We start from the raw sequence: 15,259 nt of genomic DNA, 5'->3' as shown, positions 1-15,259 counted from the left end.
TTGGGTGCTTAATCGGTTGCTCATTGGGCAATTTGTGAGGATGCGAAAGGTGTGTACCCAGGTACCTTTCGGGACAACAGATCCGCTGGGTTGGAGCCCAAGCGACCCAGTCCATTGAGTTCCAGTTGAACAAAGAGCGAGGTGGTTTCAAGCAAGGGAGCTGTGGCAAAACGCTGCGCGATTACGCGCACTGCCCAGCAACCTTCTCCGTATTCTAGGCCGGCGACACCTTCAATCAGGCGATTGTCCAACATGGAGTAGTTTAAACGACCCACGCCACTCCAGCGGTCGGAGATGGGCCATTGGCCAGAAATGTCGAACTGGTCAATTTGGGCGCGCGTGTAGCGGTAACCAAAATTCAATTGTTTGCCCAGCGAGGGCGCATAGCTGACGGTGATGTTGCCGCGTTCATGACGCCCGCTTTCTGCATTCAGCTGTGTGGTGGCATCGAGGAACACGGACTGACTGATGCGGCCCCGCGCATTGGCAAAGAAGTCAGAATCGCTGGTGGTCGGCGCCTCAAAGCCTTGCAAAATAACCCGAGGTGTACTCAGGTTCAAGCGTTGGCCACCAGTGACGCTGAACAGCTCCTCACTAGTGCCCTCATCATAAAAGCGACTGGTCACGGCCAGGGTTAACTGGTTTGCATCGCCGACGCGGTCAAGCCCAGAGTACCGGTTCTCTGCAAAAATCCGGGTCAGGCTTTGGTCGATCACCGAGGTGTCGAAAATAGGTTGGTCGGATTGGTCTTTGAACGGGGTGTACAGGTAGAAAATTCTGGGTTCAAGTGTTTGGTTTACATTTCGACCGAAAAAGCTTGTTTTGCGGTCGAAGTACACCGTACTGTCCAGCGACACTGTAGGAATCACGCTGCCGGGGGCTGCGGGTGATCCTGGCGTTTGGCCCTGCAGATCATAGGTGTTCGCCTGCACGGACAGGGCTGGAGTAAACGAAAACTCGGATCGCTGAATTGGCATGAAAACCCGGGCGCGCGTTACGCCGCGAGAACCTTCAACCCGGGCGGGCGCTGAGGAAGGCCGCGCGAAGTCGGTGTATTGCCCACTAACGGATACAAACGCATTGGCCTCGCCAATGCGGGTTGGGCTAAGCTCAAGCGTGGCTTCTGGCAAGCGATCGTAGGGTTCAGCGATCACGTCGTTGAACAATTGCAATGTTTGGTGAGCCACGGTGCGCACATTGGCGCTCCAGTTTTTCTGGCGATAGGACAGATAACCTTCTTGAACCAAAACACGCTGCGAGGCCACAGCCTGTGTGCGGGAGAAGTCGACAAAATAATTGTCATCCGACACCTGATTGAAGTTGACCCCCGCATAGAAAGGCCCCTTCTCGTACCTGTGTAGCAGGGACAAAGCTGTTCGGTCTGTGCCGGTTTTTTCGTCGTCAGGCAGGTAGTCGTATTTTAGTTCGCCTTCGTTGTTTTGCGTCAGGTAGCGTGTTTGGGTGCCCAACTGATAACCTCGGCCCGAAATGATTTTCGGGTACAGGGTCATGTCTTTGTCTGGCGCAATATTCAGGTAATACGGCACAGTCACTTCCAGCCCGCTGTTGGACACAGTGCCAAACGAGGGCGGCAGGAAGCCGCTTTTGCGCCTGTCGGTGGTGGGGAACGAGAAGTAAGGGGCACCCAGTATGGGCACATCCTGAAACACTACTTTCGCACCGCGGGCCCGGCCCACCTCAGCCGCCTGGTCAATTTCAAGGGAGTCGGCGGTGATGTACCAATCACCCTGATCAGCCGCGCCTGGGTTTGGCACCTCGCATACCGTGTAATTCGGGTTTTCAAGCGTGAGTGTTGAAATGCCGTCGTACTGCATTTTGTCGGCCCGGCCTTTGCCGTTGATTTCCTTCAACTCAAAGGTGGGGCTTGTCATTTCGCTTTCGCCGGTGCCCAGTTTTACTGAGCCCTCCGGGGCTTTCAGCACCATGCCTTCTTGCTCAATCACCAGGTTGCCCTTGGCCGTGGCGCGGTCGGTAATCGGCGAATAATTGATTGAGTCGCTGAACAGTTTCAGTTTGTTGCGCCGAACTTCGACATTGCCTTCCAGAAAGGTTTCCTCGGCACTGTTGCCGTAAAGGCGGTCGGCGGATATGTAGGTGGCCTCGTCCTCAGGTATGGGGTTGCGCACTCCCAGCAGGCCACCATCAATTTTCAGGCGGGTGGGGGACTCGGCCTTGGGTGGAGTAGCACCGGTGGTTTGGGCGAACGCAGGCGCACCAAGACAGAACAAAGCAAAGGCTATGGCTGTAGGGCGGGTGGGCACAGAGTGCACTTGCAGTAATTTTTTGCTTTTCTTCAAGCTGGGTATGTACTCAAATAGGTGACGGATCGATCAAGCGCCATAGGATCCTACTATTATAGGCAACTAACTACAAATTAAAGAGATTGGACGGTTTGATGAGTGCCTTGCGTCAAGAAATGTTGAAAAAATGGCTGACTGGCCTGAATGGTTTTGAGTTTGACCTGCAAACCTTGCAGGCGGCGTCCAGCGACGCCAGTTTTCGCCGCTACTTTCGGGTAAGCGAGGCGAATAACGCGCGAACCCTGATTGTGATGGATGCACCTCCCGAGAAAGAAGATGTGCGCCCCTTCGTGCATGTGGCGGCTTTGCTGCGAGACGGCGGCTCGAGGGCACCCGAGGTATTGGCACAAAACCCGGAAGAAGGATTTTTGTTGCTGGAGGATTTTGGCAACACCACGATGTTGCAGGGTCTGAATGCCCAACCCGACCAGAAAGATGCCTTTTACATGCAGGCACTGCATGACCTGGTAAACCTGCAAGCCAATACCAGCACCTCAGGAATTCCTGCATACGGTGCCGACAAATTGTTGCAGGAAATGAATTTGTTCGATGAGTGGTATGTGGGCAAGCACTATGGTGCTGAACTGACCAATCAGGAACGCAACTGGCTGGACAGTATTAAAGGCATGCTGATTCAAAGTGCATTGGCCGAGCCGCAAGTGTTTGTGCACCGTGACTATCACAGCCGAAACTTGATGCTGACGAGCCAAGCGGGAACAGAACCCGAATTCGGTATTCTTGATTTTCAGGATGCCGTGAAAGGCCCGCTGAGTTACGACCTGGTCAGTATTTTGCGCGACGCCTACATTGAATGGCCCGAAGCGCAGACCCTGGACTGGACTGTGCGCTACTGGGAGGCCGCCCGCAAGGCCGGTTTGCCCATTTGCGAGGATCCCGGCGAATTTTATCGCCAGTTCGATTTCATGGGTTTGCAGCGCCATTTGAAAATTCTGGGTATTTTCGCGCGGCTGAATTACCGCGATGGCAAGGCCCAGTATTTGAACGACCTGCCCATGGTGTTGCGCTACGTGCGCCTAGTGGCGGGCCGCTACATTGCATTCAAGCCCCTGCTGCTGTTGCTGGATCGACTCGAAAACAAGGCGGCACAAGTGGGGTACACGTTTTAAATGAAGGCGATGATATTGGCGGCAGGGCGTGGCGAACGCATGCGCCCATTGACCGACCATTGCCCCAAACCCCTGCTGCCTGCTGGCGGCAAGCCCCTGTTGCAGTGGCACATTGAGGCTTTGGCCAAGGCGGGTATCACCGAGATTGTGATCAATTATGCGCATTTGGGCCAACAAATTGAAGATCACTTTGGCGATGGCTCGGCTTTTGGGGTACAGCTAAGTTATTCAGCCGAAGCCACGGCACTGGAAACTGCGGGCGGTATTCGCAAGGCTTTGCATACCTTGGGAGAGGAGCCATTTTTGGTGATTAACGGCGATGTCGCCTGCGATTGGCCTGTTGCCAGGGCTTTGCAAATTGCGGCTGAGTGGCAGCATGGGCAGCTTGCGTACTTGGTGATGGTGTCCAACCCGCCGCACAACCCGCAAGGTGATTTTGCATTGCTGGGTAGCGAAGTCATACAACCCGAGCCGGGCAATACCACATTCACTTTTTCCGGCATTGGTGTGTATCACCCAAGTTTGTTCCTCCCAGTCAAGGTGGGCGAGGTTGCAAAACTTGCGCCCCTGTTGCGCCAAGCCATGGCAGCAGGCAAAGTACAAGGTGAGTTGTTTAACGGTTTCTGGATGGACATTGGTACGCCGGAAAGGCTTGAAGAACTCAACCAACGATTGAATTCAGAAAGGAAGCACTAGCATGAGCAGGTACCCCACCCACAATCCCCTCATTTACGCCAAGCGCCGAGAGCAGTTGGCGCGCCGTTTGAAGAAAATGGGTGGTGGCGTAGCACTGGTGCAATCGGGCATGGAAGTGATGCGCAATCGCGATGCCGATTACGCCTTCCGCTCTGACAGTTATTTTTATTACCTCACCGGCTTTCCTGAACCCGAAGCCTGTTTGGCCTTGGTGGTGCCGCCCAGTGGCGATTCCCGCGCCGTGCTGTTTTGCAGGGACAAAAACGAAGAGCGAGAAATTTGGGAAGGGTTCCGCTTCGGCCCAAAGGCTGCGCAGTCGGCTTTCGGCATGCACGAGGCTTACAGCATTGAAGACCTTGAAGAGCATTTGATCGACACATTGGCCAATCAGCCTGCCGTGTTTTTGCGCCTCGGTGAAGACGAAAGCCTTGAAGCCGCGGTGGCAGATGTGTTGAAAACCCTACGAGGAAAAGCCCGCATGGGTATTTCTGCGCCGCATGCAGTGCTTGATCTAAGCCATTCACTGGATGAAATGCGTTTGATCAAAGACAAAACCGAAATCGACATCATGCGCCGCGCTGCCACCATTTCCGCGCAGGCGCACATTGCCGCCATGCAAGTTTGCCAGCCAGGCAAGTTTGAATTTGAAGTTGAAGCGGAGTTGCTGTATCAGTTCCGCAAAAATGGTTCGGAAGCACCTGCCTATGGCTCAATCGTGGCCTCTGGCGCAAACGCCTGTGTGCTGCATTACCGGTCCAATGACGCCAAAATGCGCGATGGTGATTTGTTGTTGATTGATGCGGGTTGCGAGCTGGACTGCTACGCATCCGATATCACCCGTACATTCCCGGTGAATGGGCAGTTCAGCAAGGCTCAGCAAGCTGTGTATGAGGTGGTGTTGAATGCGCAATACGCTGCCATCGACGCCACCAAGCCCGGTGCCCGTTTCAACGATCCGCACGATGCCGCCGTGAAAGTGTTGGCCCAGGGTTTGATTGATTTGAAGCTGCTGAAAATGGGTTTGAACGAAGCCCTTGAAAGCGGTGCTTACAAACGGTTTTACATGCACCGCACCAGTCACTGGCTGGGCATGGATGTGCACGATTGTGGCAGTTACCGCGACCCTGCGGCCAAGCCTGAAGATGGCGTGGCTCCGCACACCAGCCGCAAGCTGGAAGCTGGGATGGTGCTGACCATTGAGCCTGGCTTGTACATCCGCCCCGGCAAAGGGGTGCCCAAGCAATTTGAGAACATTGGCATTCGAATTGAAGACGATGCTTTGGTGACCCAAAAGGGCTGCGACATCTACACCGCCGATGCCCCCAAAACTGTTGCTGAAATTCATGCCACCATGAAAGCTCACAAAAAAACCAGCAGCAAGGCAGCTTGACACACTCATGACTTCGCACACCGATTTTGATGTCGCCATTGTTGGGGCCGGGCCAGTGGGCCTGGCTTTTGCCGGGTGGCTTGCCAACACCTGGGGCGAGCGCGCCAATCGAATTGCCATTTTCGATGCCAAACCCTTGGAGGCCTCAGCACGGGACCCGCGAATTCTGGCCTTGTCTGATGCCACACGTTTGCGCCTGGCCAGTTTGGGTTTCCCGGCCGATGCAACACCGATTCACCACATTCACGTGTCCGAGCAATCCCGATTCGGCCAGGTGCGCATGAAAGCCGATGAACTGGGCTTGCGTGCTTTGGGGTGGACGGTTCGCTATGGCGACCTCGTGAATTGTTTGTCCACATCGCTTGAAAGGCGTGGTGTGAAAATTTTTCGCCCAGCCAATGTGAAGTATGCGCATCGCAGTGCTGTTGATTCACTTGAAGTGCTTGAGCTTGAAGATGGCACCGAGTACACCGTGAACCTGCGCGTAGACGCCGAGGGTGGTTTGTATGGTGAGGCGGGCGAGCGCGACCAGGTGGTGGATTACGACCAGTGGGCCTTGGTGAGCGAGGTAACCTTGCAAGTAGAACCCGGTTTGCTGGAAGGTGGTAACACCCTCGCGTTTGAGCGTTTTACCTCAGAAGGGCCATTGGCCCTGTTGCCCATTTCCACCGACCAGCAAAAGTACTCCTTGGTGTGGTGCGCGCCACTGGCGCAGGTTCAAAAACGATTGGCTTGTAGCGATGCCGAGTTTGCCGCCGAGCTTCGACAGCAGTTTGGCCGGCGTGTTTCCATTCAAAACATTGGTCCCAGAAAAAGCTTTCCGCTGGGCATGAACTGGCGCGACAAGCTGGTGCAAGGGCGGCGTGTGGCCATTGGCAATGCGGCTCAAATTTTGCACCCTGTTGCCGGGCAGGGTCTGAATCTGGGTTTGCGCGATGCGGTGCAGCTTTGTCGCAGTGTTGACCCCCTGACTGTTGCACAAGAACATCGCTTGGCTGCCGCACTTGATGAATTTGAGAAGTCGAGGGTGGCTGATCGGCAGGTGGTGGTTAAAATGACAGACTGGATGGTGAAAGGGTTTTCCAATCACAATCCCTTGCTGGGCGCAGGCCGTCAAATGGCCTTGAACGTGATGGAATTCACGCCGCCTCTTCGCAAGCAGTTTGCTGAATTAATGCTGTTCGGCCTGGCTGTTTAATCTGGAGCGTTTTTACCCATGTGGTCTGCCGAAATGTTGCGTGCCCGCTTTGCCCTGGCCGATTTGCCGTGGCAGCCCGAGCCGCTGGAAGAACGTTTTTTCAAGGACCGCGACCCCGCCGATGCGGCTGTACTGATTCCTTTGGTTCGGCGGCAAGATGATCTTTATGTGTTGCTCACCTTGCGCACCGCGCATTTGAATGACCATGCCGGACAAATCAGTTTTCCGGGTGGTCGCTGCGAGGCTGAAGACGGCAATCCGATTGAAACGGCTTTGCGTGAAACAGTTGAGGAAACGGGACTGGCTCGAGAATACATCGAAGTGTTGGGTACCATGCCGGTGTACCAGACAGCCACCAATTTCATGGTGACGCCCGTGGTTGCCCTGGTTGAGCCGGGTTTTACGCTTGCACCGGATGAATTCGAGGTGGAAGAGGTGTTCGAAGTGCCTCTTTCATTTTTGATGAATGTGGAAAATCACCAGCAGCGCAGCTTGCACACCCCCATGGGCGAACGTACTTTTTATGCCATGCCTTACAACTCACCCGAAAATGGAAAAAATTATTTCATCTGGGGTGCCACAGCGGCCATGCTTCGCAACCTCTACCATTTCCTGAACGCGAGGGCTTAGTACCTTGTCCTACCTCGCCCTGCTCATTGCTGTGGTGTGCGAAACCTTCCTGCCCGATGGTTTGTTCGCCCGTGCGCGCGATTGGGTGGATCGTTTTAATCAGGAACTTGAAATCAACCTGGAAACCTTGGGTGCACCTGGCTATGCGCATTTGCAATGGTTGGTGCCCATGCTGATTTGGGTATTGGGCGTGTACTTTTTGTACCAGGTGCTTTGGACCATTTCTCCGGTTGCCGCTGGTTTTCTCAGCGTATTCTTGCTGCTGTACGGTTTGCGTTTTCGACACTTTGCCGAGGTGTTTACCAATGCCCAACTGTTTCTGAACCAGGGCGATTTTTTCCGCGCCCGTGAATTGCTGTTGACCTGGATGAAAGAATACGACGGCACCGAGCCTGTTATTCATCGGCCGGGTGAACTGGTTTTTCACGCCATTTACCACGGTACCGAGCGTGCCTTGCGGCAGTACTTCAGTCTGTTTTTCTGGTTTCTGGTGTTGCCAGGCCCTATGGGTTTGGTCGTGTACATGATGGCGCACTGGAGTGTGATTCGGGAACGTGACGTGTGGCAGGCTCAAGCCTTCGCGCATGAGCGCCCGACCATGCAAGAGGCTTGGGAAAGCGACAAACTGAAGGCGGCCATCAGTCCGCGCTTTGTTCTGTTTGCCATGGAATGGTTGCCTGCCCGCTTGTTGGCCTTGACCGTGGGTTTGGTGGCGCAGCTTGACGATGCTGCTTTGGCTTGGCGAACCACAAAGAATCACAGCCGATTCTCAAACAGGGCACCACTCACTGCGGTGTTTTTTACCGCAGTGGGTCTCGTGGGCGGTGCGGCTTTCGATCCTGCTTCCAAGGCTGCTTCGGAAGGGCAACTGCTGAGTGAAGAAAACCAGGTGCAGGCCTTGCAGCAGTTTCGTCAGCTTGTTTTCAAATGTGCCGTGGTGTGGTTAATGGCAACCCTGCTGTTTGCCATTCTTGGTTGGCTGCCCAGCAGTATGCTCTAGGGCGTCAGTAGTTCTGGCTGGCTTCTTCCAGCTCGGCTTTTAGCATTTGGTACAGATCATACCGCGCAGGGCTCAAAGTGCCGTCCTCCAGTCCGTTTTTCACGGCACAATCGGGTTCGCGTTTGTGCTGGCAATTGGCGAAGCGGCATTTGTTGCCTTCATCGCGAATGTCAGTGAATGCGTTCAACAAATCGGTTTCACTCAGATGGTGCAAGCCGAAAGCCTGAAAACCCGGCGAATCAATCAACTCCAAACCCTGTGCGCCAAAATGCATTTGGGTGTGCGTGGTGGTGTGCTTGCCTGCATTCAAAGCCATTGAAATTTCGTTGGTGGCTGCCAGTGCATCGGGTATCAACAGGTTAATCAGGGTTGACTTGCCCATGCCCGATTGCCCGAGGATCAGCGTGCGTTTTCCCTCCAGCAATGGGCGCAACAGTGTTTCAGTTTCGGCGGGTCGTTCGGTCACGCTGATGTAGTGTGTGGGCACTTCACCCAGGGTGATTTCAAACAACTCCTGTTCAACAGCCTCCAGCGTCTCGGAATCACCTTCAAGAATGTCCACCTTGTTGAACAGAATGGTGAGCGGCACGTCTGCGTGTTGGCAGGCGGTCAGCGTGCGGCCCAATAACTCGGGCGAGTAGGGTGGGCTAATGGCCAGCATCAACAGCACGCCGTCGAGGTTGGCAGCAAACATTTTGCTTTTTAAAGCGTCTGAACGGTACACCAGGTTTTTGCGGGGCTGAATGTCCTCTACCCAGGCTTGCATGTCGCCACTGGGCAAAATAATGATTTCATCACCCACAGCCACTTCCCGGCGTTTGCCTTTGCCATATACCTGCCAAATGGTGCCAGCATCGTCACGGGCCAGAAAATGGCGCCCATAGCTGGCGACTACCAGCGCATTCAGCAAATCCGGGTTGTTTGAATTTTTTCCGTGATTGCCGGTTTGTTTGCCCTTGTAGGTGGGGCGCACCTTGTTGAGCGATGAATTAGCCAATGTGTTTCAGCGCATCATCAAGTTTGGCCGCGCAGGCCCAGTCATTGTTGCTAATGCCGTTGGCACTGTGGGTGTTCCAGCGCACTTTGACCCGGTTGTAGCTGAAAGTAACTTCCGGGTGGTGGTCTTCGTCGTCGGCCAAATGGGTAATGGCATGCACAGCCAGTTTCACGCCTTCAAAGTTGGCAAAAGCATATTGCCGCCACAATGTCAGGGCTCGCTCGCCTTTGGCGTCAAATTCAACAGACCAGTTCTCAAAGTCATTGAGCTGGGCCTCAATGTCCTCGGCGCTCCAGGCCTGTCCCTCGCCCAAATGCTGGCAGCGCACATGCAGCCAGTCTTCCAGTGGACGAACGGTTTTGGGCGCGCTCATTGGGCACCCTGCAAACTGTTCAGCCGATTGATTCGAATGGAGGCAGGCGGGTGGCTGTCGTAAAACGCGGAGTGCAGTGGATCGGGTGTCAAGGTTGAGGCATTGTCTTGATACAGCTTCACCAAAGCACTCACCAAGTGCTGGGGGGCACTTTGCTGGGCTGCATATGCATCGGCCTCAAATTCATGTTTGCGGCTAAGCCATGACATCACCGGGCGAATTGGGAAGGTGAAGTAGGGCAGCACCATCATGAACAACACCAAGGCCATGGCTTGCGCGCCGTTGACCAAATCTGGATTCACGCCCAACTCGGAGTAAAACCATGGCGTGTTGGCCAGCAGGCCAAGCACATAGAACATGATCAGGCTGCCGATGCCGGAAAAGGCCAAGTGCTTCACAATGTGTTTTTTCTTGAAGTGGCCCAGTTCGTGCGCCAGCACAGCTTCAATTTGATCGTCGTTCAAGCGCGAAAGCAGTGTGTCGAAAAATACGATTCGCTTGGCCTTGCCCATGCCGCTGAAATACGCGTTGCCATGGCTGGAGCGTTTGCTGCCGTCCATCACAAACAAGCCGCTGGAATCGAAACCGCAGCGTTGCAGCAAATTCAGGATTCGCTGGCGGGTAGCGCCGTCTTCCAGTGGAGTGAATTTGTTGAAAATGGGCGCAATTACTGTGGGGAACAACCACATCAACAACAGGCTGAAACCAAACCACAAAGCCCAGGCGTAAATCCACCATTGCTGGCCAGCTTCACGCATCAGGTAAAGCACCGCGAATACCAGTGGACCACCAATCAAAGCGCCAACCAGCAGGCCTTTCAACCAGTCGCCCATGAAGAGGCCTTTATTCATGCGGTTAAAACCAAAGCGTTCTTCGAGCACAAATTGTTTGTAGTACGACAGGGGCAAGTCGAGCACGCTGCCAATCAGGCCCACCACGGCGATCAGCAACAGCCCAGCCAAAATGCCCTCGGCAGTGGTACTTGTGAAGCTTTGAATCCATTCCAGACCGCCCAGCAAGGTAAAGCCCATCAATATCGTGGCCTCAATCAGCACATTGACCATGCCCAGGCGGGTTTTTGCAATCGAGTAATCTGCCGCTTTTTGGTGGTCTTGCAGACTGATTTGCTCCCTGAACTCTGCGGGCACCTGCGCGCGGTTTATGGCAATGTGCCGAACCTGGCGGCTGGCCAGGTAAAGGCGTAGTGCCACACTCAAAACCACTGCCAGAACAAAGACTTCAGTAAAAACCATTTCTTGCTACCACCCTTGATTAATTTGCGCTTCAATGCCTGTGAGACAATACAGCCTTGTCAAGATTCAACTTAAACGCTCATCCAAATTATGTCACAAGCCACGCCAAGTTCCACCCCTGTTGAAACCAAGATTCCCCGCGACGACAATCGACTGGTGTGGGTCGACATGGAAATGACAGGGCTAGACCCGTTCAACGACAAAATCATTGAAGTGGCGGTGGTTGTAACCGACAGTGAACTGAATGTGCTGGAAGAGGGGCCAGTGTTGGCCATTCACCAAAGCGATGAAATTTTGGCCGGTATGGACGCCTGGAACACCAGTACCCATGGAAAGAGCGGGCTGACTGCGCGCGTGAAAGAGTCTGCCATTGATGAAGCCCAGGCCGAGGAATTGTTGATTGAGTTTTTGGCCAAATACATTGGCCCAGGCAAAAGCCCCATGTGTGGCAACAGCATTTGCCAGGACCGCCGCTTCATGGCCAAGTACATGCCCAAGCTGGAAGCCTATTTTCATTACCGCAATCTGGATGTGAGCACGCTGAAAGAACTGTGCAAACGCTGGAACCCTACTACAGCCCGAAAATTTGTGAAGAAAACCAAGCACACCGCCTTGGCCGATATTCACGAGTCAATTGATGAGCTTCGCTTCTACCGTGAGCATTTTATTGTGGCACCAGAGGCGAAGGTGAGCCCGGAGGCTCCTGCAACACCGGCAGCTTAAACTCCATCGAATTGCGCTGGCGCATCACATGGGCCAGCAGCAAAGCAAGGCAAATTCCGGCGAGCAACAGCCCGGCGGTACTGGCCATCCAGAAGCCCTCCGATTTCAGCGGGTTTTCTTGCCAAACCCCTAGCCACATGCCGCCGCCAATGCCCACACACCATAGGCTGATCAGGTAAATCAGCATGGGGCGGGCCGACACACGGTAGGCCCGAAGCGAAAACGAACACAAAGTTTGTACCGCATCAATAAAGTGGTAGGCAATCACCCAAGGCATGAGGCTTAAAGCCACTTCAATGGTCTTGGTGTCTTTGGTGTAAAACGAGATCAATTCCCGGTCGAATATATACAAACCCAGGCACACGCAGGCGGCCACCAGTATGGCGGTTTCAATGCCTCGCTTCACAATAACGCTTGCATACCGGTTAAACCCTGCGCCAATTTGCTGCGAGGCCAACACGGTTGTGGCATTGCCCAGGGACAAACACACCATGTAGGCCATGGCCGCCATGTTGGACACAATTTGATGCCCGCCCAACTGATACACATCAAAACGAGACACCAATAGTGCAATCACCGTGAATGAGCTGACCTCTATCAAATAGGAGCCACCAATTGGCAGGCCGAGTCGAAGAATTTGCCCAAGACGCTGCCAGTCAGGTTTCAGGCTTCGAATGGATTTGAATTCGCTGTAATGTTTGTCGAACATCCAAATACAGGCTGAAATGGCGAGCACCAGCCACATGGTTGCCGCTGTGGCCCAGCCAAAACCGGCTGCGCCCAAGGCAGGCAAACCCCAGCCGCCATTCATGAACCAAATGTTCAAGGGGATTTTCAGCAGCAGCATCAACACTTGTAGCGCCACCACAATTTGTGGCCGTGAAATGGACTGGTTTAGCGCATAAAACACTCGAAAAATCAAAGCCGCCGGCAAGCCCCATGCAATGCCAAGCAGGTAGCCGCGTGTGTCGCTGGCAATGTGTGCCGGGGTGTTGGTCAACTGAAAGATTGGGTCGGGGTTCAGTAACACGGCCATGCCAATGCAGCTCATGGTCAGCGCCAGCCAAACGCCTTGTACAGCGTCTTCTCCAACTTTGCGGTAGTCGCCTGCGCCAAAGTGAGCCGAGCAAATTGGCGTCAGGCCAATAATGACACCCATCAAGCCCACATAAAGGCTGATGTAGATTGAAGACCCGACGGCCATGGCTGCCAGCACATCGGGGCCTGCTTGCCCAGCCATCAATGTGTCGACCAGTCCGTTGCCCATCACCGCCAGTTGCCCCAGCAAAATGGGCAAGGCCTGATTCAACAAGGCACGGCGTGGCCTGTTCTGGGCGAATAAAACAACACTACTGGCCATGCCACACCTTTAACGACTGCTGCTGTCTGCCTGCTGTTCTTCTGGCTGGGTCCGCGCGTACAGGAAGAAGAATTCATGCCGGTCCGAGTTTCGGTTGCCGGTCCAGATCAATTCCCATCGCTCGGATGCCCTGGACTCAAAATCGACTTTGATCTTCAGGCTTTGCCTTGTGTCATCTTGCAGCAGCAGGTACTCGCATTCCGTGGCTTCCTTGAATTGACCTTTGCGAATGAAGTCGACATCCGCATGGTATTGAAGTGTGGCCCGCTGCGCATAGCCCAGGTTGTAGTCGGCAACGCATTCGCGCCCCGCAGCGGTTTGGTGGTCCCGGATGGTCAGGGTGATGTCATCGCCAAGCGCCTTGAAGCTTTTTGCATAGTCGATTCTGGGGATCCACAATGTCATCATGAGCAACCACAGCAAGACCACGCCGCCGGTGGTCAGCACCATGGGGCGCCACAGCGCACGGCTGCCAGACGCAGTGCGCCAAATGATGAGTCGAACCCAGGCAAAGCTGGCCAGAAAGGCCAGCACCAGTTCAAGGCCGATTACATCGGGCACATAGCCTGGGGATAACTTTTCGAAGTTGGCTGCAATTTTTGCCGGGAAACCAAACGTGGCCGCAGTCCAGCCCAGCCACACCAACACGGCTGCGAAAGTGAACCACAACACTGCGAACCAGTCGATCAGACTGATCAAGCCGCGTTTCATGGTTGAAAGCCCGATTGCTGCGAGTACCGACAGTGGTGCCAGCAAGGGGAAATAATTGGCTTCATCCGCCGGGTTTGTAATCAGCAACACCACGACACCCGCAGCAGCACCAGCCAGGGGAATGCGAATGGAGGGTTCGCTCAGGGCCTTTCGGTACCGCCAAATGGTCCAGCAGGCCATGGGTAAAATTGGCCACAAAAACCAGGTGAGGGTTTTCAGGGTGACCACCAGTTTGGCCAGGTCAAATGACTGAGTGGGGTCGAGTATCAGGAAACGGCGCACATTCCACTCATTCCAGGCGTTCCACCACAATTCACCATTTTTCTGGCTCATCAGCCAAAAAAACCAGATGGCAAAGGGCACTGCGAACACGGCTACAGCCCTGGTCATGCGGCGCAGCAAGCCAAATCGCAGAAAGCTGTGGGTTGTGGAACTGAGCAGTAGCAGGAGTAAAAATGGCACACAGTGTGCCCAGCCGCGTGCAAAAAATGCGATAGCAATGCCCGCGCCCAGCATCCAGCCCGCGCCAATTGGCCGATCAAGTGAGCGTACGGCACCCAGCAACATGATTGAAATACCTGCCAGCTCGGCAATTTCAGGCACCTGCATGTGCGAACGGACCAACAGGCCCAAGGTGCCCAAAAAGCAAAGCACTGAGGCATCGGCAACTGCGCGGGCATAGTCAACCCGGGTGGGCGCGGTGCCCAATGGGTCTTCGGGTTGCAGTTCAACCCGCTTTGCCAGCCGGTAGGTGGTGTTCCAAATGGCCCAGCCAGCCAGAATCATCCAGAACACATTGCCCAGTCGCATGGCGTCGTCGAGCCAGTTGTAGGGCAGGTTGACAGCAAGTGCCAGTTTTCCGAAGGCCCCTGCAAGCCAGGCAGACAACAAACCCCCTTCAACATACAGGCGGTCGCCGATCAGTGACATCGCCCATTCTGAAAAAGGCAGCTGAGAGAAGGTAAAGCTTTGCCCGAAGCCAGCGGCATCGTCAGGTTTCCAGGGCGTGCGCGCAAAAAGCCCGGGCAGTATGTAGAGCAATATCAAGCCCCACAGGAGCCTGCGCGACAAACGTGTGTTGTTGGCTGCGGTGATGACCATATTCTTATTGTGTCCGGAAAAACAAAAGGCAGCCAGTTTGCCTGAGCTGCCTTTGTATGATCACTTGCGCGAAAAATTACTTCTTGAAGCGATCGAAACGACGACGGAATTTCTCAACGCGACCAGCGGTGTCCACGATTGTGTTCTGTGCGCCAGTGTAGAAGGGGTGAGATTCAGAGCTCACGTCCAGCTTGATCAAAGGGTATTCTTTGCCTTCGTGTTCTCCAGTCTCGCGGCTAGGCGCGGTGGAACGGCAAATGAATTTGAAGCCGTTGGACATGTCCACGAATAACACTTCGCGATAATTGGGGTGAATGCCTTCTTTCATGAGTTTCTCCGTTGCAGCCAACCTGGCGGTTAATTGGTCTCATTGGTGTGA

Annotated in this window: 14 protein-coding genes; 7 read left to right on the top strand and 7 right to left on the bottom strand. The window is 54.3% G+C overall.

Features of this window, described 5'->3' with window-relative positions; genetic code table 11:
• Positions 1 to 20: 20 nt before the first annotated feature.
• Positions 21 to 2,318: an LPS-assembly protein LptD gene (locus FCS97_RS12505; RefSeq protein WP_138518766.1), complete on the bottom strand. Its 2,298-nt coding sequence runs from the start codon at positions 2,316 to 2,318 to the stop codon at positions 21 to 23.
• Between the two features lie 98 nt (positions 2,319 to 2,416).
• Here FCS97_RS12505 and FCS97_RS12500 point away from each other — a divergent pair, with 98 nt between their 5' ends.
• Genes FCS97_RS12500 through FCS97_RS12475 form a run of 6 tightly spaced genes read left to right on the top strand, consistent with a single transcriptional unit; the run spans position 2,417 to position 8,362 of the window.
• Positions 2,417 to 3,448 (top strand): aminoglycoside phosphotransferase family protein, encoded by a 1,032-nt coding sequence (locus FCS97_RS12500; protein WP_138518765.1) that lies wholly within the window; start codon positions 2,417 to 2,419, stop codon positions 3,446 to 3,448.
• The gene (gene murU / locus FCS97_RS12495; RefSeq protein ID WP_138518764.1) at positions 3,449 to 4,144 is read left to right on the top strand and encodes an N-acetylmuramate alpha-1-phosphate uridylyltransferase MurU; all 696 of its coding nucleotides are present in this window, start codon (positions 3,449 to 3,451) and stop codon (positions 4,142 to 4,144) included.
• A 1-nt stretch (position 4,145) separates the two neighbouring features.
• A complete protein-coding gene (locus tag FCS97_RS12490) occupies positions 4,146 to 5,534 on the top strand; it encodes an aminopeptidase P N-terminal domain-containing protein (protein ID WP_138518763.1) in 1,389 nt (462 codons plus the stop codon).
• Positions 5,535 to 5,541: 7 nt separating this feature from the next.
• Complete coding sequence (locus FCS97_RS12485; protein WP_138518762.1) at positions 5,542 to 6,732, top strand: FAD-dependent monooxygenase; 1,191 nt, start codon at positions 5,542 to 5,544, stop codon at positions 6,730 to 6,732.
• 18 nt (positions 6,733 to 6,750) lie between these two features.
• Complete coding sequence (locus FCS97_RS12480; protein ID WP_138518761.1) at positions 6,751 to 7,362, top strand: NUDIX hydrolase; 612 nt, start codon at positions 6,751 to 6,753, stop codon at positions 7,360 to 7,362.
• A 4-nt stretch (positions 7,363 to 7,366) separates the two neighbouring features.
• Positions 7,367 to 8,362, top strand: a complete 996-nt coding sequence (locus tag FCS97_RS12475; protein WP_138518760.1) for a CobD/CbiB family protein — start codon at positions 7,367 to 7,369, stop codon at positions 8,360 to 8,362.
• A 4-nt stretch (positions 8,363 to 8,366) separates the two neighbouring features.
• Here the strand turns inward: FCS97_RS12475 and rsgA are convergent, their stop codons facing one another.
• The 3 genes from rsgA to FCS97_RS12460 are packed head-to-tail and all read right to left on the bottom strand — an operon-like array spanning position 8,367 to position 10,985.
• Complete coding sequence (rsgA, locus tag FCS97_RS12470; protein ID WP_138518759.1) at positions 8,367 to 9,359, bottom strand: ribosome small subunit-dependent GTPase A; 993 nt, start codon at positions 9,357 to 9,359, stop codon at positions 8,367 to 8,369.
• Complete coding sequence (locus tag FCS97_RS12465) at positions 9,352 to 9,732, bottom strand: 4a-hydroxytetrahydrobiopterin dehydratase (RefSeq protein ID WP_138518758.1); 381 nt, start codon at positions 9,730 to 9,732, stop codon at positions 9,352 to 9,354. The genes rsgA and FCS97_RS12465 overlap by 8 nt, the downstream gene beginning before the upstream one ends.
• Positions 9,729 to 10,985 carry a M48 family metallopeptidase gene (locus tag FCS97_RS12460; RefSeq protein ID WP_138518757.1) on the bottom strand — a complete coding sequence of 419 codons (1,257 nt, stop codon included), beginning with the start codon at positions 10,983 to 10,985 and terminating at the stop codon, positions 9,729 to 9,731. Before FCS97_RS12460 ends, FCS97_RS12465 begins: the two co-directional genes overlap by 4 nt.
• Before the next feature lie 90 nt (positions 10,986 to 11,075).
• On the opposite strand from FCS97_RS12460, the gene orn reads away from it, so the two are divergent.
• On the top strand, positions 11,076 to 11,708 hold the full coding sequence (gene orn, locus FCS97_RS12455) for an oligoribonuclease (protein WP_138518756.1): 633 nt from the start codon (positions 11,076 to 11,078) through the stop codon (positions 11,706 to 11,708).
• On the opposite strand, the gene FCS97_RS12450 is transcribed toward orn, so the two are convergent.
• The 3 genes from FCS97_RS12450 to FCS97_RS12440 form a co-directional block, all read right to left on the bottom strand.
• Positions 11,650 to 13,068 carry an MATE family efflux transporter gene (locus FCS97_RS12450; RefSeq protein ID WP_138518755.1) on the bottom strand — a complete coding sequence of 473 codons (1,419 nt, stop codon included), beginning with the start codon at positions 13,066 to 13,068 and terminating at the stop codon, positions 11,650 to 11,652. The two genes, orn and FCS97_RS12450, sit on opposite strands and share 59 nt — an antisense overlap.
• Positions 13,069 to 13,077: 9 nt before the next feature.
• Positions 13,078 to 14,880, bottom strand: a complete 1,803-nt coding sequence (locus FCS97_RS12445; RefSeq protein ID WP_138518754.1) for an ArnT family glycosyltransferase — start codon at positions 14,878 to 14,880, stop codon at positions 13,078 to 13,080.
• A gap of 76 nt (positions 14,881 to 14,956) precedes the next feature.
• The gene (locus FCS97_RS12440) at positions 14,957 to 15,208 is read right to left on the bottom strand and encodes a type B 50S ribosomal protein L31 (RefSeq protein WP_138518753.1); all 252 of its coding nucleotides are present in this window, start codon (positions 15,206 to 15,208) and stop codon (positions 14,957 to 14,959) included.
• Between the last annotated feature and the right edge of the window lie 51 nt (positions 15,209 to 15,259).

It is taken from the genome of Limnobacter alexandrii, from assembly GCF_005871185.1.
In the GTDB taxonomy this organism is placed as follows: domain Bacteria; phylum Pseudomonadota; class Gammaproteobacteria; order Burkholderiales; family Burkholderiaceae_B; genus Limnobacter; species Limnobacter alexandrii.
The sequence above is the reverse complement of the archived record's forward strand: the minus strand, read 5'-3'. Positions and strand labels throughout refer to the sequence as shown.

Excerpts from the sequence above, each read along its gene's own strand:
- FCS97_RS12440 (WP_138518753.1), bottom strand. The coding sequence starts at position 15,208 with ATGAAAGAAGGCATTCACCCCAATTATCGCGAAGTGTTATTCGTGGAC.
- FCS97_RS12445 (WP_138518754.1), bottom strand. The coding sequence starts at position 14,880 with ATGGTCATCACCGCAGCCAACAACACACGTTTGTCGCGCAGGCTCCTG.
- murU (WP_138518764.1), top strand. The coding sequence starts at position 3,449 with ATGAAGGCGATGATATTGGCGGCAGGGCGTGGCGAACGCATGCGCCCA.
- orn (WP_138518756.1), top strand. The coding sequence starts at position 11,076 with ATGTCACAAGCCACGCCAAGTTCCACCCCTGTTGAAACCAAGATTCCC.
- FCS97_RS12485 (WP_138518762.1), top strand. The coding sequence starts at position 5,542 with ATGACTTCGCACACCGATTTTGATGTCGCCATTGTTGGGGCCGGGCCA.
- FCS97_RS12465 (WP_138518758.1), bottom strand. The coding sequence starts at position 9,732 with ATGAGCGCGCCCAAAACCGTTCGTCCACTGGAAGACTGGCTGCATGTG.
- FCS97_RS12460 (WP_138518757.1), bottom strand. The coding sequence starts at position 10,985 with ATGGTTTTTACTGAAGTCTTTGTTCTGGCAGTGGTTTTGAGTGTGGCA.
- FCS97_RS12480 (WP_138518761.1), top strand. The coding sequence starts at position 6,751 with ATGTGGTCTGCCGAAATGTTGCGTGCCCGCTTTGCCCTGGCCGATTTG.
- FCS97_RS12450 (WP_138518755.1), bottom strand. The coding sequence starts at position 13,068 with ATGGCCAGTAGTGTTGTTTTATTCGCCCAGAACAGGCCACGCCGTGCC.
- FCS97_RS12500 (WP_138518765.1), top strand. The coding sequence starts at position 2,417 with ATGAGTGCCTTGCGTCAAGAAATGTTGAAAAAATGGCTGACTGGCCTG.
- FCS97_RS12490 (WP_138518763.1), top strand. The coding sequence starts at position 4,146 with ATGAGCAGGTACCCCACCCACAATCCCCTCATTTACGCCAAGCGCCGA.